The sequence below is a fragment of the Streptomyces sp. NBC_00086 genome (genome assembly GCF_026343255.1).
GTDB lineage: Bacteria > Actinomycetota > Actinomycetes > Streptomycetales > Streptomycetaceae > Streptomyces.
On sequence record NZ_JAPELZ010000001.1, the window covers coordinates 7,797,414 to 7,822,093 of the forward strand.

20 protein-coding genes and 1 pseudogene are annotated in these 24,680 nt (G+C 72.2%); 11 read left to right on the forward strand and 10 right to left on the reverse strand.

The window, feature by feature from the left end:
* The first annotated feature begins 85 nt into the window (after window positions 1–85).
* From OG276_RS35300 to OG276_RS35315, 4 genes are read left to right on the forward strand one after another with little or no spacing between them, the layout of a single operon-like run.
* Window positions 86–1,405: an ABC transporter substrate-binding protein gene (locus OG276_RS35300; protein ID WP_266913388.1), complete on the forward strand. Its 1,320-nt coding sequence runs from the start codon at window positions 86–88 to the stop codon at window positions 1,403–1,405.
* Window positions 1,402–2,334 carry a carbohydrate ABC transporter permease gene (locus OG276_RS35305; protein ID WP_266911786.1) on the forward strand — a complete coding sequence of 311 codons (933 nt, stop codon included), beginning with the start codon at window positions 1,402–1,404 and terminating at the stop codon, window positions 2,332–2,334. Before OG276_RS35300 ends, OG276_RS35305 begins: the two co-directional genes overlap by 4 nt.
* On the forward strand, window positions 2,331–3,272 hold the full coding sequence (locus tag OG276_RS35310; protein WP_266911788.1) for a carbohydrate ABC transporter permease: 942 nt from the start codon (window positions 2,331–2,333) through the stop codon (window positions 3,270–3,272). The genes OG276_RS35305 and OG276_RS35310 overlap by 4 nt, the downstream gene beginning before the upstream one ends.
* Window positions 3,273–3,300: 28 nt before the next feature.
* Window positions 3,301–4,326 (forward strand): LacI family DNA-binding transcriptional regulator, encoded by a 1,026-nt coding sequence (locus tag OG276_RS35315; RefSeq protein ID WP_266911790.1) that lies wholly within the window; start codon window positions 3,301–3,303, stop codon window positions 4,324–4,326.
* A gap of 32 nt (window positions 4,327–4,358) precedes the next feature.
* Here the strand turns inward: OG276_RS35315 and OG276_RS35320 are convergent, their stop codons facing one another.
* Window positions 4,359–5,126, reverse strand: coding sequence for a hypothetical protein (locus OG276_RS35320; RefSeq protein WP_266911792.1), 768 nt, complete (start codon window positions 5,124–5,126; stop codon window positions 4,359–4,361).
* A 165-nt stretch (window positions 5,127–5,291) separates the two neighbouring features.
* Here OG276_RS35320 and OG276_RS35325 point away from each other — a divergent pair, with 165 nt between their 5' ends.
* Entirely contained in the window at window positions 5,292–6,173 is an 882-nt protein-coding gene (locus OG276_RS35325; protein ID WP_266911794.1) for an intradiol ring-cleavage dioxygenase, read from the forward strand.
* A gap of 154 nt (window positions 6,174–6,327) precedes the next feature.
* The gene (locus OG276_RS35330) at window positions 6,328–7,227 is read left to right on the forward strand and encodes a serine hydrolase (RefSeq protein WP_266911796.1); all 900 of its coding nucleotides are present in this window, start codon (window positions 6,328–6,330) and stop codon (window positions 7,225–7,227) included.
* 76 nt (window positions 7,228–7,303) lie between these two features.
* Here OG276_RS35330 and OG276_RS35335 read toward each other — a convergent pair whose 3' ends face one another.
* Window positions 7,304–7,786, reverse strand: coding sequence for a MarR family winged helix-turn-helix transcriptional regulator (locus tag OG276_RS35335; protein ID WP_266911798.1), 483 nt, complete (start codon window positions 7,784–7,786; stop codon window positions 7,304–7,306).
* A 113-nt stretch (window positions 7,787–7,899) separates the two neighbouring features.
* Between OG276_RS35335 and OG276_RS35340 the strand changes: the two genes are divergently transcribed.
* Together OG276_RS35340 and OG276_RS35345 are read left to right on the forward strand one after the other, a co-directional pair.
* Window positions 7,900–8,211, forward strand: coding sequence for a DUF1330 domain-containing protein (locus OG276_RS35340; protein ID WP_266911800.1), 312 nt, complete (start codon window positions 7,900–7,902; stop codon window positions 8,209–8,211).
* Between the two features lie 137 nt (window positions 8,212–8,348).
* On the forward strand, window positions 8,349–8,870 hold the full coding sequence (locus tag OG276_RS35345) for a cupin domain-containing protein (RefSeq protein WP_266911802.1): 522 nt from the start codon (window positions 8,349–8,351) through the stop codon (window positions 8,868–8,870).
* Window positions 8,871–8,954: 84 nt separating this feature from the next.
* On the opposite strand, the gene OG276_RS35350 is transcribed toward OG276_RS35345, so the two are convergent.
* From OG276_RS35350 to OG276_RS35360, 3 genes are all read right to left on the reverse strand, one after another.
* Window positions 8,955–9,461 (reverse strand): DinB family protein, encoded by a 507-nt coding sequence (locus tag OG276_RS35350; protein ID WP_266911804.1) that lies wholly within the window; start codon window positions 9,459–9,461, stop codon window positions 8,955–8,957.
* A gap of 98 nt (window positions 9,462–9,559) precedes the next feature.
* The gene (locus OG276_RS35355) at window positions 9,560–10,165 is read right to left on the reverse strand and encodes a hypothetical protein (protein WP_266911806.1); all 606 of its coding nucleotides are present in this window, start codon (window positions 10,163–10,165) and stop codon (window positions 9,560–9,562) included.
* 265 nt (window positions 10,166–10,430) lie between these two features.
* A complete protein-coding gene (locus OG276_RS35360) occupies window positions 10,431–11,123 on the reverse strand; it encodes a hypothetical protein (protein ID WP_266911808.1) in 693 nt (230 codons plus the stop codon).
* A gap of 241 nt (window positions 11,124–11,364) precedes the next feature.
* Here OG276_RS35360 and OG276_RS35365 point away from each other — a divergent pair.
* From OG276_RS35365 to OG276_RS35375, 3 genes and pseudogenes are all read left to right on the forward strand, one after another.
* Window positions 11,365–12,336 (forward strand): annotated as a pseudogene (locus OG276_RS35365) (glycosyl hydrolase); the annotation flags it as partial.
* 87 nt (window positions 12,337–12,423) lie between these two features.
* Window positions 12,424–12,843 (forward strand): DUF5990 family protein, encoded by a 420-nt coding sequence (locus OG276_RS35370; protein WP_266911810.1) that lies wholly within the window; start codon window positions 12,424–12,426, stop codon window positions 12,841–12,843.
* 276 nt (window positions 12,844–13,119) lie between these two features.
* Complete coding sequence (locus OG276_RS35375; protein WP_266911812.1) at window positions 13,120–14,337, forward strand: acetylhydrolase; 1,218 nt, start codon at window positions 13,120–13,122, stop codon at window positions 14,335–14,337.
* A gap of 44 nt (window positions 14,338–14,381) precedes the next feature.
* Here the strand turns inward: OG276_RS35375 and OG276_RS35380 are convergent, their stop codons facing one another.
* The 5 genes from OG276_RS35380 to OG276_RS35400 all read right to left on the reverse strand — a co-directional run bounded on the left by OG276_RS35380 (window position 14,382) and on the right by OG276_RS35400 (window position 24,648).
* Complete coding sequence (locus OG276_RS35380) at window positions 14,382–16,439, reverse strand: glycosyl hydrolase family 8 (protein ID WP_266911814.1); 2,058 nt, start codon at window positions 16,437–16,439, stop codon at window positions 14,382–14,384.
* A gap of 512 nt (window positions 16,440–16,951) precedes the next feature.
* Window positions 16,952–17,299, reverse strand: coding sequence for a VOC family protein (locus OG276_RS35385; protein ID WP_266911816.1), 348 nt, complete (start codon window positions 17,297–17,299; stop codon window positions 16,952–16,954).
* Window positions 17,300–17,348: 49 nt separating this feature from the next.
* The gene (aroA, locus tag OG276_RS35390) at window positions 17,349–18,632 is read right to left on the reverse strand and encodes a 3-phosphoshikimate 1-carboxyvinyltransferase (RefSeq protein ID WP_266911818.1); all 1,284 of its coding nucleotides are present in this window, start codon (window positions 18,630–18,632) and stop codon (window positions 17,349–17,351) included.
* 138 nt (window positions 18,633–18,770) lie between these two features.
* Complete coding sequence (locus OG276_RS35395) at window positions 18,771–22,739, reverse strand: AAA domain-containing protein (RefSeq protein ID WP_266911820.1); 3,969 nt, start codon at window positions 22,737–22,739, stop codon at window positions 18,771–18,773.
* 184 nt (window positions 22,740–22,923) lie between these two features.
* Window positions 22,924–24,648 carry a methyltransferase gene (locus OG276_RS35400; RefSeq protein WP_266913390.1) on the reverse strand — a complete coding sequence of 575 codons (1,725 nt, stop codon included), beginning with the start codon at window positions 24,646–24,648 and terminating at the stop codon, window positions 22,924–22,926.
* Window positions 24,649–24,680: the final 32 nt, after the last annotated feature.

The window sequence follows — 24,680 nt, forward strand, 5'->3', positions numbered from 1 at the left end:
CACAGACGCATGATTGGTCTCCCCGCCTGAGGGTGAGGCCCTTTAGGTCAGGGAGAAGTGCCCCATGCCCCACGCGACGTACCGCATGCCCCACGCGACGTACCGCGGCCTCGCCGCCGCGATCGCCGTCCTCCTCGGCGCCACCGCACTCACCGCCTGCGCATCCTCCGACCCCGCGGACAAGGGCGGCGCCGCGGCCGATTCGGGCCCCGTCGCGCTCACTTACTGGGCCTGGGCGCCCAACTTGGACAAGGTGGCCGAGCTCTGGAACCAGAAGAACCCGAACATCAAGGTCACGGTCCAGAAGCAGGCCTCCGGGGACGACCTGGTCACCAAGATCATCACCGCGGCCAAGGCGCACCAGGCCCCCGACCTCGTCCAGGCCGAGTACCAGGCCCTGCCGACCCTCGTCAGCAACGACGCCCTCGCGGACATCTCCAAGGAGGTCGCCGGCGCCAAGGAGGCCTTCGCCCCCGGCCTCTGGCAGCAGACCACGCTCGGCAGCGACGCCGTGTACGCGGTTCCCCAGGACTCCGGGCCGCTGATGTTCTTCTACCGGACCGACCTGTTCCAGCAGTACGGCCTGACCGTGCCCACCACTTGGGAGGAGTTCGCCGCCACGGCCAAGGCGCTCAAGGCCAAGGCCCCCGACAAGGCGCTGACCACCTTCTCCTCCAACGACCCCGGCCTGTTCGCCGGTCTGGCCCAGCAGGCGGGAGCCGGGTGGTGGACCACCGAGGGGCAGAAATGGAAGGTGGGCATCGACGACGCGGCCACCAGGAAGGTCGCCGACTTCTGGGGCGGCCTGGTGCAGGACGGGGCGATAGACAACCAGCCGATGTACACCCCCGCATGGAACAAGGCGTTGAACACCGGCGAGCAGATCGGCTGGGTCAGCGCCGTATGGGCCCCGGGCGTCCTGACCACCGCCGCCCCCGAGACCAAGGGCAAGTGGGGCATGGCCCCGCTGCCCCAGTGGGACGCCTCGAAGCCCGCGACCGGCAGCTGGGGCGGATCCACCACGGCCGTCACCACCGACTCGAAGCACAAGGCCGCCGCGGCCAAGTTCGCGACCTGGCTGAACACGGACCCGCAGGCGCTGGCCGCGCTGGTCAAGGAGAGCGGCATCTACCCGGCCGCCACCGCCGCCCAGACCGGCGGGGCGCTCGCCAAGGCCCCGGACTTCTTCGCCGACCAGCCCGACTTCTACACGAAGGCCGCCGAGATCGCGAAGACCACCGCCCCCGCCGCCTGGGGCCCCAACGTGAACGTGGCCTACACGGCCTTCAAGGACGAGTTCGGCAAGGCAGCCAAGGCCAAGTCGGGCTTCGGCGCCGCCCTCACCGCCATGCAGGGCGCCACCATCGCGGACCTGAAGAAGCAGGGCTTCGAGGTCGCCCAGTGACACAGGCCCCCACGGGCGTGCGCCGGTCGTACGGGGCCAAGGCGGCCCCGTACGGCTTCCTCCTCCCGGCAGCCGTCCTCTTCGTGCTCTTCTTCGCACTGCCCATCGGCTACGCGATATGGCTCAGCTTCCACCGGATCGAGGTCAAGGGCCTCGGCCTCGGCAAGGGAGCCAAGGACGAGGTCTGGGCCGGCCTGTCGAACTACACCGCCGCCCTCACCGACTCCGAACTCGGCCACAGCGCCCTGAGGATCCTCGGCTACGGAGCGATCGTCGTCCCCGTCATGCTGGGCCTGGCCCTGCTGTTCGCCCTTCTGCTGGACTCCGAGCGGGTCCGGGCCCGCTCCGTCTCGCGCCTGGCGATCTTCCTGCCGTACGCGGTCCCCGGGGTCATCGCGGCCCTCCTGTGGGGGTTCCTCTACCTGCCGGACGTGAGCCCCTTCTCGTACCTGCTGGAAGCCCTCGGGCTGCCGCAGCCGGACCTCATGGACGGCGGACCGCTCTACCTGGCCATGTCCAACATCGCGGTCTGGGGCGGCACCGGCTTCAACATGATCGTGATCTACACCTCGCTGCGCTCCCTTCCCCCGGAGGTGTTCGAGGCGGCCAGGCTCGACGGCTGCTCGCAGCTGCAGATCGCGCTGCGCATCAAGATCCCGATGGTGGCGCCCTCGCTGGTGCTGACCTTCTTCTTCTCGGTCATCGCCACCCTCCAGGTCTTCAACGAGCCGACCACGCTGCGGCCGCTCACCAACGGCATCCCCACCACCTGGAGCCCCCTGATGAAGGTCTACAACGACGCCTTCGTCGGCGGGAACATCCACGCCGCCTCGGCCACCGCCGTGGTCCTGGCCCTGGCGACCTTCCTGCTGTCCTTCGCCCTCCTCAGGGTCTCCAACCGCCGCACGAAGCAAGGAGCAACCCGATGAGCGGGCTCGCCACCCCGGCGCCGCCGCGCAAGGCCGCCACCACCGCGGGCCGTGCCGCCGGCACCACCCCCGGCACCACCCCCGGCACCTCCCAGGGACCGCCGCGCCCGCGCCGCACCGCGCTGCTGCCGACCGCCGCCCTGGTGCTGGGCGCGCTGTACTGCCTGCTGCCCGTCGCCTGGGTCCTGGTCGCCTCCACGAAATCGGGCGCGGACCTCTTCTCGACCTTCACGTTCCTGCCCGGCGACGCCCTCGGCGACAACCTCGCCGGCCTGGCCGCCTACCGCGACGGGCTCTACTGGCGGTGGATGGCCAACTCGGTCTTCTACGCGGGCCTGGGCGCCGTCCTGTCCACGGTGGTCTCGGCGTTCGCCGGCTACGCCCTGGCCGTCTACCGCTTCCGCGGCCGCGAGGCCTTCTTCAACACGATCCTGACCGGCGTCCTGATGCCCCCGGTGATCCTCGCCATCCCGCAGTATTTGCTGATGGCGCAGGCCGACCTGACGGACACGTACCTCTCCGTCCTGCTGCCGCTGATCCTCTCCCCGTACGGCGTCTACCTCGGCCGGATCTACGCCGAGGCGGCCCTGCCCATGGAGCTCGTCGAAGCGGGCCGGATGGACGGCGCGGGCGAGTGGCGCATCTTCCTGAGGATCGCGGTCCCGATGATGTCCCCGGGGCTGGTGACGATCTTCCTCTTCCAGTTCGTGGCCATCTGGAACAACTTCCTGCTTCCGTTCATCATGCTCGGCGACGACGAGAAGTTCCCCGTGACCGTCGGCCTGTTCACCCTGCTGAAGCAGGGCGCGGGCCAGCCCGCCCTCTACACCCTGGTGATCACCGGTGCCCTCCTCGCGATCGTCCCGCTCGTCGCCCTCTTCCTGGTCATTCAACGGTTCTGGAGCCTCGACCTGCTCTCCGGCGCCGTAAAGTCCTGAAGCACAGGGGATGGAGGGAAAACACAGCATGAGCACAGCAGCGAGCAGGCGTCGCCCGGCGACGATCCACGACGTGGCGGCCGAGGCGGGCGTATCGCGCGGTACCGTCTCGCGTGTCCTCAACGGCGGGCACTACGTCAGCCCCACCGCGAAAGCGGCCGTCGACGCCGCGATCCGCAAGACGGGCTACGTCGTCAACCGGCACGCCCGCTCGCTGATCACCGGCAAGTCGGGCTCGGTGGCCTTCCTGCTGACCGAGCCGCAGGAGCGGTTCTTCGAGGACCCGAACTTCAACGTGCTGCTGCGGGCCTGCAGCCAGGCGCTCGCCGCCCAGGACGTGCCCCTGCTGCTGATGATCGCGGGCACCGAGGACGAACGCCGGCGCAACCTGCGGTACATCGAAGCCGGTCACGTGGACGGAGTCCTCCTGATCTCCAGCCACTACGGCGACCCGGTCGTGGCCCGGCTGCACCAGGCGGGCGTCCCGGTCGTCGCCTGCGGCAGACCGCTCGGCCAGACCGCCAAGATCGGCTACGTCGCCGCCGACGACCGGGACGGCGCCCGCGACATGGTGCGCCACCTGTACGAGTCGGGCAGGCGCCGGATCGCCACCGTCACCGGCCCGCTCGACACCCCCGGCGGCGTCGAACGCCTCGCGGGCTACCGGGAGACCCTGTCCGAGTACGGCCTGCCCGTCGACGAGGCCCTGATCGTCACCGGCGACTACAGCCGCGCGAGCGGCGAGGAGGCGGCGCGCCTGCTCCTGGACCGCGCCCCGGACCTCGACGCCGTCTTCGTGGCCTCGGACCTCATGGCCCAGGGCGTCCTCGACACCCTGGCCCGGGCGGGCCGCCGGGTCCCCGAGGACATCGCGGTGGGAGGTTTCGACGACTCCCCGGCGGCGCTCTCCTCCCGCCCCTCGCTGACGACGGTCCGCCAGCCCTGGGACCGGATCAGCTCCGAGATGGTGCGGATGCTCCTCGCCCGCATCGCGGGGGAGGAGCCGGCCGCGGTCATCCTGCCCACGGAGCTGGTCCACCGAGAATCGGCGTAGGGCGTCCCTTCCGGCTCCTGCCCGGCGGCACGCTATGAGGGGGCCGGGGCGTCGTCGGTCGCGTCGGGGGAGCGCAGCAGGCGCAGGAACGCCTTCACGCCGGCGATGATCTCCTGGTTGTCGGTGAGGCGGTTCACCGTGGACTCGAACTCCCTGCCCAGGGCCGTGATCCTGCGGTTCGTCTCCTCGGTCCGCTCGTAGGAGCTCAGGGCCAGCGCGTCCATGGTGCGGCGCAGTTCGGCGAGGGCCCGGTACTGCTCCTCCGCCTTCTCTTCCAGGGCCCGTGTCCCGGCCTCGGCCCGGCCCAGCCGGGCCTGCAGTTCGACGACGTCGTCCCGCGGGTACGTGACGTCCTTCAGGAGGGTGCCCAGGCGCCGCCGGAGCTGGCCGAAGTAGGCACCGGCCGGCCGGAAGAGGGTGCTCAGCAGGAAGAACGCGGCGAACCAGTAGCCCGTGAACTCGCCCGTCGCCCAGGTGACCGCGAGGACGACCGCGGCCGTCAGGACGTGGCCCGCGATGGCCGCGCGGAGCATGGTGCGGGCGATGCGCGCGGCCTCGGCGTCCCGGGCCGGGGAGACCTCGATGCCTTTCTCGCGGCTCACCTTGATCTCGGCGAGCACCGCATGGGCGCGGAAGTACAGGTTCCAGGGCAGTGTGAGCAGGAGCAGCAGCCACAGGAGGCTGAGCGAGCCCGCCCCGACGGCGAACACCACCGCGGTCGGCGCCCCCGTCGCGTAGGCGAAGACCAGTGCCGCGACCGCCGTCACGACGGCCGCCGCCACCCCCAGAGACCTGCTCATGCCCCCGCCTTCCGCCCGCACGCCCGGACCGCCCATGCTCCTCCGACCGGTCCGGGCCGGCATGAGTAGGCGTACTCAGGTTCGCGGAAGCGGCCGGGTGAGTCCACAGCCGTGCCACAGGCCAGGGACAGTGCGCGCCTGGGGAGGCCGCCTAGCGTGCCGGACATGGATGAGAACAGCATGAACAGGCGACGCGTACTGATGCTCGGCGGTGCTGCCGTCGGCGCGGCCGGAGCCGCGCTGGTCGGCTGCGGGAGCTCCGGCGAGACCACCGCGGCTCCTTCCTCCTCGGCCTCCGCCTCCTCGTCGGGCGCGGTGTCCTCGGGGACGGGGCAGTGCGTACTGATGTCCAACGTGACCGAGGGGCCGTACTACCTCGATGGAGCTCTGGTGCGCAAGGACATCGGGGAGGGCAAGAAGGGTGTGCCGCTCACCGTGCGGCTGACGGTGCAGGACACCACCGAATCGTGCGCCCCCGTCGCGGGGGCGGCCGTGGAGATCTGGCACTGCGATGCCTGGGGCTACTACTCCGGCTGGACCACCGCCAATCCGGGCGGCAAGGCGCCGGCCGAAAGCGAGGACACGAGCGGCGCCGACGACAAGACCTACCTGCGCGGCTACCAGATCGCGGGCGAGGACGGGGTGGTCGAGTTCACCACCATCTTCCCCGGCTGGTACACGCCACGCGTCACGCACATCCACCTCAAGGTGCACACCGGCGGTGCGGCGGCGGACGGCTCCTACGAGGGCGGCAAGGTCAATTACACCGGCCAGCTCTTCTTCGACGACAAGTACGGGGAGGCCGTGTACGCGCTGTCCCCGTACGCGCAGCACAGCGGCACCCCCACCAAACTCGCCGACGACATGGTCTACGGCGGCGGCGGAGCGAGTGACGGGCTGATGACCGTCACCGGCGACACCACCCAGGGGTACGTCGGCACCCTCACCCTCGGCATCGACCCCGACGCGGAGAACGCGGGAGGCGGAGCCCCGGGAGGCGGAGGCCAGCCGCCGAGCGGCGCGCCCGGCGGAGGCAACGCCCCGTAGGGCCGGGCCGGATCCTGCGGGGGCCCGGCGCCGGGGCGGCCGGCTCCGGGGTGCGCGCCGCCATGGAGCCGGGCCCCGTGTGGCACCGGGCTTCACAGGAGATCGAGAGGTGGCTCCCATGTGATCCCCATGCTGCCCTCCTAGCTTCGGCTTCATGGCATTGCATAGATCACCTTCGCGAACCCGCAGTCGGCTCGCGACGTTCGCAACCCTGGCCCTGCTCGTAGGCGGAATCACCTTCGCCCATGCGCGTTCGGACCCGCAGGACGTCACGCTCGCGCGTGCGGCCTCCACGGCGGCAACCCCGGTGCCGACCGCATCACCCACCCCATCTGCCCAGGTGAAGGTCGAGGAGGCGGTCCGTGAGGTGCTGGCGGGAGCGCAAGGGAACGCGGCCGTCGCCGTGCTGGACCCGTCCACCGGTGCGAGTGCCCAGGTCGGCGCCGCACACGGTTTCGTCACCGCCAGCATCGTCAAGGTGGACATCCTTGCCGCGTTGCTCCTGCAAGCCTCGGACGCGGGGCGGGTACTGACCGCCCAGGAGCAGCGCTGGGCCACCGTGATGATCGAGAACAGTGACAACGCGGCGGCCAACGCATTGTGGGATGCCATCGGCGGCGCGGACGGGCTGGCGAAGGCCAACCTGCGGCTCGGCCTCACCGAGACGACGCCGGGCCACGGCGCGTACTGGGGATTGACGCAGACGACGCCCGCCGACCAAGTGCGCCTGCTCCAGGCGGTGTTCGGCGAGGACTCGGTGCTTTCCGCCCATGCCCGGGCGTACTTGCGCGGGCTCATGGGCTCGATCGCCCCCGACCAGGACTGGGGGATATCGGCGGGCCTGGACGCATCCGGGTCCGTGCACCTGAAGAACGGCTGGCTGGCGCGCAGTGAGAGCGGCCTGTGGGTGGTCAACAGCATCGGCCGGGTGGAGGCGGACGGCCACACCCTGCTGCTCGCGGTCCTCTGCGACGGTCAGGCCTCGCAGAAGGCCGGCATCTCCCTGGTCGAAGACCTCGCCGAGCGGACGCGGGCCGCCGTCACCGACGGGTAGTCGCGCCCGGAGCCGCGGCGAAGGCGTGCTGCCGCCCGGGCGGTACCACGACGACGTCGCCGCGCTCGGCCGCCTTTCACTGGTTGGCGTCGCGGATCTTCCTCAGGATCGGAATCATCACGGAGATCTCTTCGGCCGTCAGCACGTCGTGAATGTGCCGCTGGGTCGACATCAGGGCCAGGTTCCCCCGGGCGCGCGCCTCCTTGAGGCCTTCAGGGGTCGGCATGACGAGAGTGACGCGCCGGTCGGTCGGATGGGCCCCCCGCGTCACCAGGCCGCGCTTCTCGGCCGTGTCCAGCAGACGTGTGGTTCGCGTCGTGCTGGTCGCGAGGGCCCGCGTGATGTCGACGGTGCGCAGGGAGTGCCCGGGGGTGCGTGCGAGGCGGAACAGCAGGTCCGAGATCGACGCTTCGAGGTCGCCGCCCGGGCTGACTTCCCCGTCGATGCGCCTGGTCACGGCCAGGTACGCCTCGCGCAGCATCCCGTAGGCCTCCCAGCGGGGGTCGCCGAAGAGCTCGTCCATCGCGTCAGCGGTCGAGCCGTCCGTTGTTCCGTCCATCGCTTTCACCACCTTGCCGTCCGTGAATCTTCCTTGCGGAACTGTCCCGATCGGTAGTAAATTCGGGACTGTCCCGACCGGGACGATGTTGCCACAGTCGCGAGGAGATTCCCATGACCGCGTACGCGCTCTTCGACAACATCGAGGTCACCGACCCGGTTGCGCTGTCCGAGTACGCCGGGCGCGTGCGCGCGGTGGTGGAGCGCCACGGCGGCCGCTACCTCGCCGTCGGAGGCCGAATCGACCCGGTGGAGGGAGAGCCGATGCTGACCTACCCCGTCCTCATAGAGTTCCCCGACCTGGCCGCCGCCCGCGGCTGGTACGACGCTCCCGAGTATCAGGAGCTCAAGGCCCTGCGGCAGTCGGGCTCCAAGGCGAACGCCACCCTCTTCGAGACCGGTCCTTCCGAGCTCCTCGAAGCCTGAACGACTGCCCTGCGGCGTCGTGCGACAGGTGGGGGAAGACGACCACGAACCCCGCACGCCGGCGTGAGGGCCTGATCTTCCACCGGCCGTCCGACCAAGCGCCGGAATGCCGAAACCGAACCACAGGAGCGAGCACGATGTCGTACCCGCAGCACCCGCAGTACCCCGAAGCCCGTTACCAAGGGGACAGGGGCGAGGTGAACGCGTCCTTCCGCACCGCCGACACCCCGCCGGACCTCGTCTCGCCCGGCGGTGACGCCTACCGCTACCTCGCCACGCACGCGTCGACCGGCGGCGACTACGGCCTGTACAAGGTGGATCTGGCGGCAAGGGCGGCCGGCGCCAAGACCCACTTCCACAAGGCGATGTCGGAGTCCTTCTACGTCCTCTCCGGAGAGCTGGAGCTCTTCAACGGCGAGAAGTGGGTGACGGGCCGCACCGGTGACTTCCTGTTCGTTCCCGTCGGCGGTCTGCACGCCTTCAAGAACGTGACGGACGAGCCCACGTCGATGCTCATGCTCTTCGCCCCGGGTGCCCCGCGCGAGGAGTTCTTCGAAGGAGTCGCGGAGATGGCGCAGCGCGGCAGCGAGGAACTCAAGGAGTTCCGGGTGCGGCACGACAGCTACTTCGAGGAGGACTTCGAGGGGCGGGCGGTGTAGCGGTCACCCGCGGCGCGCCCACCATCCCCACCACGGCACGGGGAGGGTTGGTGGGCGAGGACCGCGCCGACTCAGGTCACAGCACTAGCTGCCGGTCGTGCCGTCGAGCATCTCGCGCAGGATGTCCAGGTGGCCGTTGTGGCGGGCCGTCTCCTCGGTGAGGTGGAGGAGGATCCAGCGCAGGTCGACGTGGCGGCCGTCGCGGATGGGCCGCTGGGCCTGCTTGTCCAGGTCGTTCCCGGCGACCAGCTCGCGGTAGCGGGCGCTCTGTTCCGCGTACTCGTCGAGCAACTGCGTGAGCGGGAAGTCGACGGCGATGCGCATCTCGCGGTCGGGGTCCTCGTCGGTCCAGGGGCCGTGGTCCTCCTCGCCGAGGAAGACCACCTGGAACCAGTAGTACTCGACCCAGCGCAGGTGGTTGATCAATCCGCTGAGGGTCATCAGCGGCGAGCCCGGCAGGAGTGCCTTGCCGGCGTCTTCCGCGGAGACGCCTGCGCACTTGGCGAGGGCGGTGCTGCGGGTGTAGTCGAGGAACGTGGTGAGCTGCGTGCGCTCGTCCCACGCGGGCGGCGTGTCGTCGATTCTTGTCATCGCGCGAAGGATCCCTGATCAGCGCGATGCGTGTCGAGGCATTTTCCGACGGGTCCGCACCGCTCCTCCCGGCCCGGTCCTCTTCCCCGCTGCGCCCGTCAGGGCTTCAGGCCCGCCCGCCTGAGGGCGATCTCGGACAGGTCGGCGATGACTTGCGGGTCGCCGCGGCGCCAGGCATCGGCGAGGCCGCCGGCGGGGGTGGGGACCGTGGAGAGGGCGCGCGGCGGTCCGGTGAGGGCGCGCAGGGCGAGCAGGTCGGCGCCTCCGGGTGCGTCGAGGAGGTCCCGGATGGTGGCGCTGCGGCGGATCCAGCGCACGCGCAGGGGAAGCCACAGCAGCAGGATGAAGGCCACGGGGAGGACGATCAGGGCGACTGTGGCCAGCGTGGCCACCTGGCTGACGACGTCCTGCAACGACTGGCCCGCGTCGGCGAGTCCGGTGCCGGCGTCGGCCGCCGACCGGAACGGCTTCCTCAGGAGGCCGCCGACGAGCGGCACGTCGGCGGCGGTGTCGCCGGCCTCGGCGAGGGCGCCGGCGAGGCTTTCGCCGGAGCTCTCGACCTTGCGTCCGGGCTCGGCCAGCCGCATGATCGCGCCGTGGACGGTCAGGGCGAACGTCACCGTGGCGGCGATCAGCAGGACGGCGACCAGGTCCGCGAGGATCTGTCGGTTCCGCCGTGCCGGGGTCTGGGCGTAGAGAAGCATGGGCTGCTCCTGTTCCGGTGCTGCCGGCAGGGGTCGGCCGGTCACTCGACCGTATGCCGGACAAGGCCGTCACGGGGGTGTCCGTCGGTATGCGGCCGTCACACGTTGCCGGGTTGGCGCAGTGCGGGTGCGGGTGCCCGTGCCTGTGCCGTGACGTCACCGGTGGACCGGTGCTCCCGGCTCGTCCGGACGCCGTTCGCCTGTCGTGGCCGCGGCAGGTCCCCGGGGGATGCCTGCGTGACCGGATTTCCTACGGGCCCCGGGGTCAGTCCTCGCCGGGAACGGCGGCGAACACCGGGCCGCCCACGGCCCGGGCCAGGCGATAGCTCCTGAGCTTCCGGTCGAAGCGGGCGCGGCTGCCCGGCAGGGCTCCGCGGAGGTCGGCGATCAGCGCGCCGTCCGGCACGCGGGCGGCGAGGCGGGCGACCACCGGGTCCGGACTGCCGCGGAGTTCGGCCGCGAGGTGCACCGGCAGTTCGGGGCCGTCGAGGTGCAGGAGGTCCCAGAAATCGTCGGCGTAGGGCTGGACTCCCTCCTCGAAGCCGGTCTCCTCGACCAATTCCTCCGCCGTGCCGATCAGCCGGTCGAGCCAGTGCGGCAGCGAATCGGCCTCGACGTGGAGGCCTCCCTCGCGGTACTGCATCAGGACCTGACCCCACCGGCCGTCGGCCTCGATGTCGACCCAGGTGACGCCGCCGCCCCCGTCGTCGGTGACCAGCCAGTGGGGGTGCGGCAGGCCGTGGTCGCCGGCCTGGCGGGGGTGGCCGGTGAGCGTGAACTCCACCGGCGGAACGGCGAAGCCGCCGAGCCGGCCCAGCAGTTCGCGGGCCTCGGCCGGAACCGGTACGGGCCAGCGTCCGAAGTCGGCCGCCGCGACGCCGGGTTGTACCGCGAGGTCGAACGGGACTCGGGCCGCCAGCTCCCGCAGCCGCTTCAGGAGGGTGTCACCGGAGATCACCCGGCCACGCTACCGGAGCGGGCCCCGGCAGCGGGAACCGTGGGCCCGGCCGCACACCACCGGGCGCCCGTGTCCAGTGCCTGCCCGGTGTGCCGGTAAGGCTTCATCCGTTCGGGTCAAGCGGGGGCGGGTGGGTGCGGCGAATGGCCCAGCATCGGGACACTGGACAGGCCGTGCATCGGATCAGATGCCTAACGTCGCTGCCAGACACATCGGTGCTCGCGCAGCTTGTGGAGGTGCCATGTCCCGTCGACGCAGCTTGCTGGCGGGGGTTTGCGCGACTACGGTCGCCATCGGTCTGCTCCTGACCGGGGGCGCCCAGGGCGTCCAGACGCCGCATCGTGAGGACTCCGGGACGAGCGCCGGCAGTGAGATCGCGGTGGGTGCCTACCTGCACTACGGATCGCCCGGCGTCGAGCGGATGCAGGAGCTCTCGCGCTGGCTGGGGGGTACGGAGCTGCGCGCCGGGCACACCTACCTGCCGGGCGACACCTGGGCGAACATCGAGGGGGCACCCGATTCCCTGCGCACCTGGGCGCGGTGGCGCAACGAGAAGGCGGACCGGCTGTTCGTCCTGAACGTGCCCATGCAGGAGCGCAACGAGGCCCGCCTTGCCGACGCCCGCGTCGCCGAGCTGATCCGCACCGGTGCGCGGGGCACGCACGACCACCACTTCCGGCGGCTGGCCCAGCGTCTGGTCGACCTCGACGTGCCGGACACGGTGATCGTGCTCGGCTGGGAGATGAACGGCTTCGACTACACCCACCGGTGCCGGCCCGACCCCGAGAACTGGAAGAAGTACTGGCGGCGCATCGTGGTCGCCATGCGCTCCGTCGAGGGGCAGGACTTCCGCTTCGACTTCGCCCCCAACCGTGGCGGCGACGCGATCGCGTGGACCCGGTGCTACCCGGGTGACGACGTGGTCGATGTCGTCGGGATGGACTCGTACGACCAGGAACCCGGCCGGACCTTCGACGAGCAGGTCGCCCAGCCGTACGGGCTGCGGCATCAGGTCGACTTCGCCAGGGCCCACGGCAAGGACATCTCGTACCCCGAGTGGGGGCTGTTCCGGCACGGAGACAACGCCGAGTACGTGCGGCGCATGCTGGAATGGATCGAAGAGCACAGGCCGCTCTACCACAGCATCACGGACTTCTGCCCGCACGGGGTGTGGCAGTGCGGGCAGAATCCGCGCTCCTCGCGGGTGTTCCGGGACTTCCTTTCCGGTGGGCAGAGCCGACGCTCCGACCCCTGAAGCCCTGGCCGAGGAGGGCGGAGGATGCGTGGCAGGGTGGTGCGTATGCCATCACTCTCGCTTCGTATCGTCGGCCGCGATCTCCCGGGTCGTGAATGCGGCGGATACCGGGACGTCCATGTCGCCGTGCAGCGCGGGCGCGAGCCCGAAGGAGCTGTTCCCGGGGACGCCGCGGAGGCGGTCTGGGAGTTCACCGTGGAGGTGGTCGCCGCGCCGGACGGGGCTCGGGACTATCGCGGGCCCCACGTCCACGGACGGCGCGGGGGCCGGTTCCTGTACCTGACGTGGGGAGAACTGCCGCACGGCGGAGCGTTCACGATGTTCCGCCGCGCCAAGCTGATGCTCGACGATCTCCCGCCGCAGCTCGTCGAACGGGGCGCAGCCGAAGGGGAGCTGGGACTGACGGACCGCTGCGGGATGCCCGTGTGCGCCGCGGTGCGCCCGCCCGGCATCATCTGGAGCTGAACTGAACTGAACTGAACTGAGCTGAACTGAACTGAGCTGAACTGAGCTGAGCGAGCTGATCTGAGTGGACGCGGGCTCGCGCCGCGCAGGGCGCCCGGCTACCGGACGCCATCGCGGACCGCATCGGCCCAGGGACGTAAACCCGGGGGTCTAGGGCCTCGCCCGTTGTACATCGGTGAGCCGATGCCGTGCGAGACGGCCCGTGACAGCGTTCCCCTGTGCCCACGGACCGTCCGTCGAGGCACGGTTGACGATGCGTCAGCAAGGGGAGGGTCCATGACCACCACACCGTTCACCGACCGCGAGGGCGTGACGCGCCGCCGCGTCCTGGGAGCCGCGCTCGCCGTCGGCGCCGCCGTGCCGCTGGCCGCCACCGGCCCCGCGTGGGCCGCCCCGGCCGCGACCGCCCAGGCCTCGCAGCGGCTCACGCTGCCCGCGCCGACCGGGCCGCACCCCGTGGGCACGGTCCAGCTGCACCTCGTCGACCGGTCGCGCCCTGACGCCATCGCGGACCCCGGAAACTTCCGTGAGCTGATGGCCACCGTCTGGTACCCCGCCCGGGACGTCCGGCGGTACCCGGTGGCGCCCTGGATGCCGGCCGGGGCCTTTCAGGCGTTCGTCGACGACGCCGGGTTCGGTGATCTGGCCTCCCTGGGGCCGCTCACCGCCGGCCATGTGGGCGCTCCGGTGCACAGGTCGGACCGGCGGCTGCCCGTCGTCGTGTTCTCGCACGGCGCGCACAGCCACCAGGGCGACCACACCGTCGTGGTCCAGGAGCTCGCCAGCCACGGATACGCGGCCGTCACGATCGCTCACCAGTACGACACGTACACCGAGTTCCCGGACGGCCGGGTCACCGTTCCGCTCCAGGACCGGGATGCGCCGACGCTGCCCGGGGACTTTGCCGCCGACCTGCGCTTCGTCCTCGACTGCGTCGAGCAGATGGCCGCGGGGTGCAATCCGGACGTCGACCGCAAGAGGCTGCCGGCCGGGCTGCTCGGCTCACTCGACCCGCGGCGCATGGGCGCCTTCGGCTGGTCGAAGGGCGGTACGGCCACCGCCTGCGCCACGCTCGCGGACGAGCGCATCCGGGCCGGGCTGAGCCTCGACGGCCCGATGCAGATGAATCCGCCGCTGGCCGGCGACCTGGACCGGCCGTTCATGATGATGTCCGCCGAGTTCGGCCGGGCCACGGATCCCGCGGTCGCCGCGTTCTGGTCGCACCTGCGGGGGTGGCGGCTGGACATCCGGGCAGAGGGGGCGGCTCACATCTCCTACGGCGACAACGAGGCGCTGTTCCCGCAAGTGGCGAAGCTGTACGGATGGACCGGGCAGCAACTCCAGGACGTGATCGGCACCCTGGACCCCGAGCAGGCGGTGAGGATCCAGCAGGCCTACCCGCTCGCGTTCTTCGACGAGCACCTGCGCCGCCGTCCGGGGCACCTGCTCGACGGGCCGTCCCCGGCCTTCCCGGCAGTGACGTTCCTTCCCTGACCGGCCCGACCCGGTGGGGACGGGCCGGTCAGTGCGTCAGGGGGTTACGGGACCCAGTGGTTGCCGGAGGCGGTGATCATGACCTGGAGCTGGATGCTCGCCGAGAAGTAGCTGCTGGTGTCGATCGGGGCGCCCAGCATCTTGTTCCACAGCGCGTCCAGCCAGGCCTGGCTCGACGGGTCGGTCATGGCCGCGAGGGCGAAGGGGGCGAAGTACGCCGCCTCGCTCCCGGAGGAGATCTGGGTGCCGTCGAGCTTGTAGCCGATGGCGATCTTGTTCGGGTCTCCGCCCGTCTTGCCCTTGATCCAGCTGTTGAGCTTCTGTGCCGACGCGAGGGACTTGGCGTCCCCGCTGGTCACCGCGTCGTCCGCGATGCGCCACGGGGTCCGGCAGGCGTTCCACCAGTAGGCGCCGTCGTTCGGGTCCTCAAGGACCTGACCGGGGGCGGGCTTGGGGGTGGTGTTGGTGTTGACGACGAAGTCGGGCAGGAGGCCCGTGTTCGGCGCGTAGGACGCCTGCAGGTTGGTGATCTGGTTCTGGTGCGCGGTACGGGCCGTGTCCCAGGCCGCGTCCCCCGTCGCCGTCCGGAAGGCCCGGAAGTGGTCGACCATCCAGTCCGAGGTGCGGGAGATGTAGTAGTACTGGTCGCCGGAGCTGCTCCAGTCGCCCAGCTTGAGCAGGTGGGTGGACGGGTTGAGCTCGTCCTTCTTGATCGCGTTGATGTGCTTGATCGCGAGCGCCTTGTAGTTGTACGTGCCGGCGCTGCCCCACTGCTTGTCGGCGAGCAGCAGCCCGTACGCGACGTCCATGTCGCCGTCGGTCGCGCCGTCACCGCCGTTGACGCTCCGGCAGGCGGTGTCCTGCTCGGCGGCGAGCAGATCCGGGTTGACCGCCGAGGGGTGGTCGATCGTCCACTTGGTCAGACCGTCGAAGATCTTCTTCGCGTCCGGGTCGGCGCCGGCCATCGTCGCGGCGATCACCATGCCGTACCCCTGCGCCTCGGCCACGTACGGGTGGTCGGCGTCGGGGGAGATGACCTGGTACCAGCCGTTGCCGCAGTTCTGCCGGACGAACGCGGACTTCCAGGCGGTGTAGTAGTCGATGGTCTTCTGGTCGAGCGTGCCCTGGGCGCCGGTCGGCTTCAGGGTCCCGGCCGCGTAGGGCCGGGCGTGGCTGCCGAACGGAACCGCCGGACCGGAGCCACCCGCGGGCTGGGTGGTGACGCTGAGCGTGTTGCTCGCCGCGGATGCGTTGCCCGCCGCGTCCCGCGCCTTGACTGTGTAGCCGTAGGCGGTGGAGGCCGTGAGGCCGGTGTCCGTGTACGAGGTCCCGGTGGCCGTCGCCACGCGCGCGGCGCCCCGGTAGACGTCGTAGCCGGTGACGCCCACGTTGTCGGTGGAGGCGTTCCAGGCGAGCGAGACGCTGTTCGCGGTGGTGGCCGTCGAGCGCAGGCTGCCCGGAGTGCTGGGCGCGGTGGTGTCGGAGCCGCCGGAGGCGGGGGAGCCGTAGACCTCGAACTCCCAGAGGGAGTAGCCGTAGGCGGTGCCGCGGGCGGTCCCGTACATCCGGACGTAGCGCCCGGTGCCGGTGACGGTCAGGTCGTCCGTCGCGCCGTCGCCGGTGCTGGTGGAGTGGACGTCGGTCCAGTTCGTCCCGTCAGCCGAGGTCTGGATCTTGTACGTCTTGGCGTACGCGGCCTCCCAGCTGAGCTTGACCCGGCTGATGGTGTGGGCCGCTCCGAGGTCGATGCGTATCCACTGCGGGTCCACGCCCTCCACGCTGGCCCAGCGCGTCGCGGCGTTGGCGTCCACGGCCTTGCCGGCCTGGAAGCCGCTCGCCTCCACCGAGGAGGCCGTCACCGGCTTGCCCTGCGAGACCAGGACCGGGGCGGTGTCACCCGGGCCGAGGGGCGTGACGGAGACGGCGGCGGTGGCGCCGAAGGCCGCCGTGGCCGTGGTTGCGGCGGCCGTCGAAGTGGGGGCGCTGAGGGCCGTGAGGCCCGCCACGGAGGCGGCGAGGGCGGCGAAGGCCGCAAGCGGGCGGTGCCACTGGGGGCGGCGCCGGTCTCTGTGCGCGGAACGTTGCTGATGTGCTCGTGACATCGGGCGTCCTCGGGTGAGTGCTGCGCGAGTGGGGGGAGCGGCCGATCCGGAGCACCGGCCAATGGTTAGGAATATTTCCTAACCATTGGCCGGGAGAGTAGAAACGGAACGGGGTGTCGCGCAAGACCCTGGGCACGATCCGTCAGTGCAATTTGCATCCACGTACTGGTCGCCCCCGCTCCTGGGTGCGCTGCAGTTCGTCCAGTTCGGCGGCCCGGCCCCGCTGAGGCCCGACGATGGGGCGCCCAGGCCGCCAGGGAATCCGCCCTCTGCGACGTCACCCGGTTCTGTGGCGGCTGGTGCTGGCCGGGGCCGCAACCATGGGCGTGGCCGGGCCGGACGGAGCGTCGGTCTACGCGCTGGTCGATGCCGGCCCGCACCGTCCGCCCCTAGCGGCCTTGACGGCCGTCCAGCGCGAAACGCCGGGCCGGCCCGTCGGCAGAGCGGCAGTCACCGCCGACGATTCTCGCCGAGCCCGCCGCGTTCGCGTTTCGCGCGCTGGCGCGCCTGCGTCAGCGGTGGCCCAGTACGTTGACCACCCGTCCGCTCGGGTCGCGGACGAAGAACCGCCTCACGCCCCACTCCTCATCCTGCAAGGGGTACACGATCTCGGCGCCGCTCTCCCGCATGACCGCGTACGCCGCATCCACGTCGTCCACCTCGATGCTCATGTCGGGGGCGACGGGTGCGGTCTTGTCGCTGGTCATGACGCTGATCTGCGCTGCCGGGCTGGACGGGGAGGCGAGGGTCATGATCCAGCCGTGGTTCATGACCTCCTCGAAGCCCAGGAGGCCGTAGAACTCCCGGCTCTCCTCCGCGGCCTCCGACCGGATGTTGGGCACGACACGGCGAACGGCCATCGACGACTCCAAGTGAGAACGAACGTGTCTCCATGCCTCCCCAGGAGTACTACGCCAGGTCCGCCGCCGCAGGCACTTCCGCGACACGCCCTTCCCACCCCGCACGCAGGGCCGCGAACGCCTCGTGGAAGCCGGGGAACGTCTTCCGTACGCACCCGGGGTCGTCGAAGGTGATGCCCGGCGCGCGCAGCGAGGCGACGGCGAAGGACATCGCGATGCGGTGGTCGTGGCGGGTGGCGATCTCGACCGGCCGCACGGCGCCCGGGACGATCTCGATCCAGTCGGGCCCGGTCGCGACTTCGACCCCCATCGCCCGCAGGTTCTCGGCGCAGGCCTCCAGCCGGTCGCACTCCTTGACCCGGGTGTTGCCCACGTCCTCGATCCGGACCGGCCCGTCGGCGAAGGGGGCGAGGGCCGCCAGCGTGGGCATGGTGTCGGAGATGTCCCGCATGTTGACCGTGATCCCGCGCAGTTTCCCGGTGCCCGACACCGTTGTGCCGGCATCGCCGACGCGCACTCCTGCCCCCATCCGCCGCAGAACCTCGACGAACTGCAGATCTCCCTGGAGCGCGCCCCGGCCCAGGCCGGGGACCGTGACCTCCCGGCCCGTGAGCGCCGCGGCGGCGAAGAAGTAGCTCGCGGTGGAGGCGTCGGGTTCGATCGCGTACTCGGCGGCCCGGTAGCCGCCGGGGCGCACGTCGAAGACCTCTCCGTCGGGCGACGGCCCGCGGTCCACCGTCGCCCCGAAGGCCGCCATCATGGCCAGCGTGATCTCGACGTACGGAGCCGAGACCAGGCGGGTGACGGTGATGCGCAGCCCCTCGCGGGTGAGCGGTCCGAGCATCAGCAGTGCGGTCAGGTACTGAGACGACTCGCCCGCGTCCAGGGTGAGTTCACCGCCCTTGACGCCGTCGGCCGCGATGCTCAGCGGATGGTGCCCCTCGGCCTGCTCGTGCCGGACGTCGACCCCCAGTGCACGCAGCGCACGGGTCAACGGGGCCACGGGACGGCGGCGCATCTGGTCGGAGGCGTCGAAGCGGTAGTTGCCGTGCCCGGCCGCCACCAGCGTCGGCAGGAACCGCGCGGTGGTCGCGCCGTCGCGGCAGTAGACGTCGGCCACCTCCCGCAGCGGGCCGGCCGGCCGCCCCTCGACGAGCCAGCGGCCCGGCGCGTGCTCGACGCGGTAACCGAGGGCGGCGAGGCCTTCGGTGAAGCCCTCGGTGTCGTCGGAGTGCAGCGGTCGCAGCAGGGTCGAGGTGCCCTCGGCCGCGGCGGCCAGGAACAGGGCCCTGGCGGTGAGGGACTTGGACCCGGGGATGTCGACGATCGTCACGGCGGAAGCTCCGGTGCGGGTAACGGGGGAACGGTTCGCGCACCGGATACTGCCACGCCGGATCCGCCCGCCGCGTGAGGTCTCACCCGTTGGACGTGCGGTGCCCGCCGCGCGTGGGCGAGTGCGGCCCGGCGGCGGTCACTCGGTGTCCGGTGGCCAGGTGCCGCGGTCGCGGAGGTGGTGGAATTCCGTGAGTTCGGAGGCGAGGACGTCGAAGTGGGGGAGCGGGGCCCACAGGCTGCGCTCGCCGATGACGTAGAGGCGGCGCTTGGCGCGGCTCGCGGCGACGTTGAGCAGGTGCGGGGTGCGGGCCGCCCACTCGCGGGCGCCGGGGCGGCCGCCGCCGAGCACGAGGACGACGACGTCGGCTTCCTTGCCCTGGGCCCGGTGGACCGTGGCGCAGCGCTCCTCGATCAGTGGGGACGTCCAGCCCGCACGGCCGCGGCAGACCTTCTGGCATTCGGCGACGAGGGCCCGGAAGGGGGCGATGACGCGCACGCGCTCGACGTCCACTCCGTGCCGGTGCAAGTGGTCGAGGACGAACTCGAAGGCCCGGCGGTCGCGTTCGCCCCACGGGGCGTCGGAGGGGCGGGCCGGGTCGTCGGTGTTGAGCCAGCGGCTGGGCAGCAGGCCGCCCCGCTCCGCATCGGGGAACGCCTTGGGCTCGGTGCCGTAGACCATGAGGCCGCCGTACGCGACCTCGTTGCTGACCGTGAACATCGGTTCCTCGCAGCGGCGGTGCACGCGCAGCGGTGAGCCCACCCAGACCTGCTCGTCCTCGGTGTCCGGGGCCGGCAGGTAGGTGCCGTAGCGGTTGGTCCGGTCGGCGACGGCCTGGGCCGAGGTGGCCGAGGGCAGCCAGTGCTCGTCGACGCCGTGGGCGCGCAGCAGCCGGCGCTGCAGGGCCGTGGGCATGGTCACGACGGGTTCGAGCTGGAGCGGATCACCGACCAGAACGGCACGGCGGGCGCGCCACAGTGCCCCGGCGGCGGCCTGCGGGGTGGCCTGCCCGGCCTCGTCGACGAGGACCCAGCCGATCGACTCCCGGCCGAGGCGGGCGAACATGCTGCCCACGGAGGAGAACGTGGTCGAGACGACGGGCACCAGGAGGAAGAGGGTCTGCCAGGCGTGCTCGACCTGTTCGTCGGGGACGGGCCCGTTGGTCCCGGCCATGAGCTCCATGAGGAGCTGGAGGTTGCCGCGGACCTTCTTCGCGGCCCCGGCGGCGAAGGCGCGGTGCAGGTCGAGGGCGCGCAGGAACAGGTCGCTGCGCGCGGTGGACCACGCCTCGTCGGACCAGGGCGAGCCCAATTCCTGCTCGGACTCGTCGAGTTGGGGCCAGCCGAGCGGCAGGGAGGGCAGGGTGCGCGCCGCCTCCCGCAGTTCGCGGTGGCGATCGTCGAGTTCGGCCACGGCAGCGCGCAGTTCGCGGCGGGAGCCGTCGGCTGCCTGCCGGGCGTGCCGGAGGGCGGTGGCCGCGGCGGCCTCCCGCTCGCTCGTCGCCCGTTCGTACGCGTGGGCAGCGGTGAGGCCGGCCGCGGCCTCGTCGACGGCGGCGCCGGACCGGGCGTGCCGGGCAGCGGCCAGGGACTCTTCGCGCGCGGCCGAGGCGACCTGTTCCAGGGAGTCGTGGAGCGCGGCGCGCTGCCGGACGAGCAGGGACGCGATCTCGGCCTGGGTGTGTTCCTGCTGCCGTTCGGCGGCCTGCCGCTCGGCCGGGCTCTGCAGCAGGCGGCGCAGCCCGCCGCGCAGTCCCCGCTCGGGGGCTGGGGGCGCCTCGTGGCGGACGCTGAGCGCGGTCACGTACTCCCTCTGGTGCGCGGCCTGTTCACGGGCGGCGGACAGCTCCGCGCGGACGTCCGCCAGCTCCTGGCGGGCCCGCGGTACGAGCTCGGAGGCCGCCCCGTATCCGGCCTCGGCCGCCATCGTGGCCGCCCGGGCGGTGGCGGTGGCGGCAGCGGCCCGGTCCAGGACCCCCGTGGAGGCGGCGACCTGCCGGTCGGCCCGGGACACGGCGGCCTCCAGGTCCGCGATCCGCTGCCCGGCCGACGGGGACCCGACGGCCGCCAGGGCCCCGGCCAGCCGGGCGCGGCCGGCACGCAGCCGCTCGACCTCGGCCCGGGCGGTACGGAACCCTGCGACGGCGTCGGTCCACGAGGGCACGGGCAGGGCGGGCCCGGCGGCCGCAACCTGGTCCGCCGGGGTGCCGGGACCGCGGCCACCGGGCTGAGGCCTGGGCGCAATCCAGTCGCTCAGGACCTCCCGCATGCCCCGCAGCGGCGGAAGGCCGGCGGCCGAGCGGGCGTCGATCTCCTCCTGGGGCAGTTGCCCCCACCAGAACCGGCTGCCGAACTCCTTGCGGTTGCCCTTGTTGCCGAGCACCGCCGCGACCAGCCCCCAGGCCGGCCCGCCGAGGAGCGCGGAGGCGAGGTCGGAGAAGTGGTCGGGTCCGCCGTGCCAGTGCTCGCCGAGCGCGCCGATGCCGGGCAGCTCGGCGGTGATGTTCTCCACGGCGCCGTTGTTGGAGGAGGCGACCACGATCTCGAACCCGGTCAGCCGCGGGTCGAGCCGCGCCACGAAGCGGGGGCGCTTTCCCTGGCGGTCCAGGCCCCGCCACGGCGGACCGGTGAACGCCTGGTCGGGCCGGTCGAACGTGGCCAGCACCGCAGCCCGTTCCACGACCAGCGCGGCGACCAGGTCGCGCAGCATCGTGGTCTTGCCCGTGCCCGGCGGGCCGTTCACGGAGAACATCCCGCCCGCGGTCCCCGCCCGGTCGGCGAGCATGCGGTCGACCGCGAACTGCTGGCTCAGGGCGAGCGGGAACCGCGCCGGCGCGGGCCAGCGGCCGGCCGGAACGAGCTCCGGAGCCACCCCGTCCAGGACGACCCCGCGCTCTTGGCGCACATCGGTCCGGGCCCCCACGTCCACGGCGTCGAGCTCGGTCAGGTACGCCTCCAGCGCCGGACCGAGCCCCTCGCCCACGGCCGCGGACACCCGGGCCAGATCAGGCGGAAGCAGACTGTTCAGGAACGGCGCCGTGGCAGTGGGCTTCGCCTTCGGGTCCGCGGGCCGGCGGACCAGCCTGCTGCGGACCCGGACCACCTGGGGCCGCAGGTGGTCCCGTACCCCGCACAGGTCGGCGATCTGCGCCGTCAGGGCGACCAGATCCACGAACCCGAGCGCACGGGGACCGGTGTCGGCCCCGTGCTCCGCCGACGCGTCGGGCGACGCGCCGGGACCGTCGGCCGGCGCACGCTCGGGAACGCCCCCGGTGCCGTCCGGCCGCCCGGACTCCTCTTGCTCCCCGGCAGGTCGGCGGGCGGCGACCCAGTTCGCGGCGCGGCGGACCAGGGGCTCCGCGGCGCCCTGCAGCGCGGCGCCGACGACCTCGCCGAAGAGGGCCCCGACGGCTCCGACGGCGGCGCCGCCCAGGATCTCGGCGAGCAGCCGCTGCCAGCTCCCGTCGCCGGCCTCCGGCCCACCCGCGCTGCCCGGCCGGCGCTCGTACGCCGCTCCGGTGGCCGGCGCGGCGGGACCGTAGGGGATCGCGGTGGCGGTGAGCTCGTCGATCGCGGTGCCGAACGCCTCGTCGAGCTCCTCGAAGCCGGTCAGCCACCCCGGTGCGGACGGCCCCGGATCGAACAGCCGGCCGGTCGCCCAGGCGCACGCGGAGACCACGGACGTGTCCTCGACGGGCCGGCCCTCGTCGTCCAGCACCAGCGCGAACATCGCGCTCTGGCCCGACAGCACCAGCTCGCTCTGCGGTACGCCGGGATCGGGATCGGTCCCCGCGGGCAGCACCGCGATCATGGCCTGGCGGAGCAGCTCCAGGTCGAATACCCCGCAGTAGACCTCGTGCCGCCACGTCCAGCGGTACGGTGCCCGGCGCGCCCCCGTCTGCGGATGGTCCGGATCCCACGGCAGGAGCGGGGCCACCCGGCCCGGCTCCGGAGTCAGGTCGATGACGTACTCGTCCCGCTGCCCGGAACGCGCGGAGGGGCGTTGGCGGGGCAGCGCCGGGATGGTCGGCGGACTGAACAGCTCGATCGCGCGCCAGCACTCCAGCAGAGCCTGCCGCCGACGGTCCTGCGCGTGTCCGCTCCGCACCCACTGCCCCCGTGTCCCCGCGCGGCCCCCCGGCCGCTGCCCTGAAGATCAGCCGCACCGCCGAATCTACCGGACCGTCAGCGCGCGAGGTCCCGGTCAGCGGGTCCTGCGGCCCCGGAACGCACAGGAACACAGGGCACGTTCGCCCGATAGGGGGGCGACCGTGACCCGCACGGGGGCTCGCCTACGGGGCCTTGCGCGCGTGCAGGACGTACGCCTCCAGGGGGAGGGGGGTGTGGTCGAGCAGCTCCAGTCCGGCGTCGGCGAGCAGGCGGGCGTAGTGCTCGCCGCGGCGTTCGCGACCGCCGACGTTGCACATCATGTGGAGGTCCCAGGCCGTGGCCAGCGAGGGGGAACCGTCGGCGGGCAGCAGCCGCTCGATGATCAGCAGGTCGGCGTGGGCGGGCATGGCGCGGGCGCAGTGGCGCAGGATCTCCCGGCACTGGTCGTCGTCCCAGTCGTGCAGGATGCGGGAGAGGACGTACACGTCGCCGCCGTGCGGTACGTCCGCGAAGTCGCCGCTGCGGTAGTCGCAGCGGGCGCCGCAGCCCGCGGCGTCGAGCGAGCGGCGGGCCGCCTCGACGGCGTGCGGGCGCTCCAGGAGCGTGCCCCGCAGCCCCGGGTGTGCGGTCAGGATGCGTCCGAGGAGTTCGCCGTTGCCGCCGGCGACGTCGACGACGGTGCGCGGGGTGGACGCCTGGGCCGCGGCGGTGATCACGGGGTGGGCGGGCAGCGGTCGGAACATGCGCGAACTGGCGGCCATGGAACGGTCGAAGAGGTCGGCGAGTTCGGGATCGCGCGCGAAGTGGTCGAAGTGGTTCTCGCCGAAGAGGTGGTCGAAGGCGGGCTGTCCGGTCCGTACGGTGTGGTCGAGTTCGGCGAAGGACCGGTAGAAGGGGCCCGCGTACATGAGGGCCAGCGGCCGCATCGTGTCCGGTGAGTCCGCGCGGAGCAGGGCTCCGAGCCGCGTGAGACGGAAGCTTTCCTCTTCCCCGGCGGCCTCGGCTCCGGTGTCCGTGGTGTCCCCGGCCACGACGCCGAGCATCGTGAGGTAGCGCAGGAGCGTGGCCAGGTTCTCGGGTCGGGTGGCGGTACGCCGGGCGAGCTCCCGGGTGCCGGTGGCCTCGTACGGGTCCATGGCGTCGGGCAGGCCCAGCCGTGCGAACGCGCCGAGCGCCTGGGTGGTCCATGCACCGGTGAGCAGGCGCAGGAGCGTCTCGGCGGGCCGGTCCGGGTCCGGGCGCTCCCGGGGGTCAGCGCGGAGGTGGTCGGCGAGGGCGTCCCGGTGGTCGCCGGGCGTGTAGAGCTCCAGGCGGCGGTAGCCGCACTCTCCGGTCGCGGGGGTGGTGAAGTACAGGACCGTGCCGTCCTCGTGCGGGTTGTACCCGCCGCCGTCGGGGCGTGCGCCGTGTCGGGCGAGCACCGCGCACAGGCCGCGCAGCACCAGGGGGTCCGGGTGCTCCAGTTCGAGGGCCAGGTGGGCCTCGTGACCCCGGGCGCGTTCGTACGCGGCGATCGCTTCCAGGCCCGAGTGCGCGGGCACCGTGAGGGCGAACACCTCGACCGCGCGGTGCTCTCCGGCCGGGCCCTGGACGCGGGGACGCAGGATGCGGACGTCGAGCTCGGCCAGGTCCCGGCGGTGGCGCCGGGCCAGCCGTTCGCGCACGACGACGCTGGGCTGGGACGGGGTGTCGACGGCGAGCCCGCAGTCGGCGAGTCGGCGGCGCAGGTCCTGCGGGTCGGTGGGGAAGAGCAGCAGGCCGGCGTGGGCGAAGCGGCAGTGCGGGGCCAGGGACTCCAGTTCCGGGCCGTGCAGACCGGGCAGCAGGAGGGACAGCACGGTGGTGGTGTCGTGCTCCCGCACGAAGGCGACGGCCGCGCGCAGGCGGGCCGTGTCGTCGGGAAGCATCGTTTCGCCCCGAAGCGGCGGTCCGGCGGGGC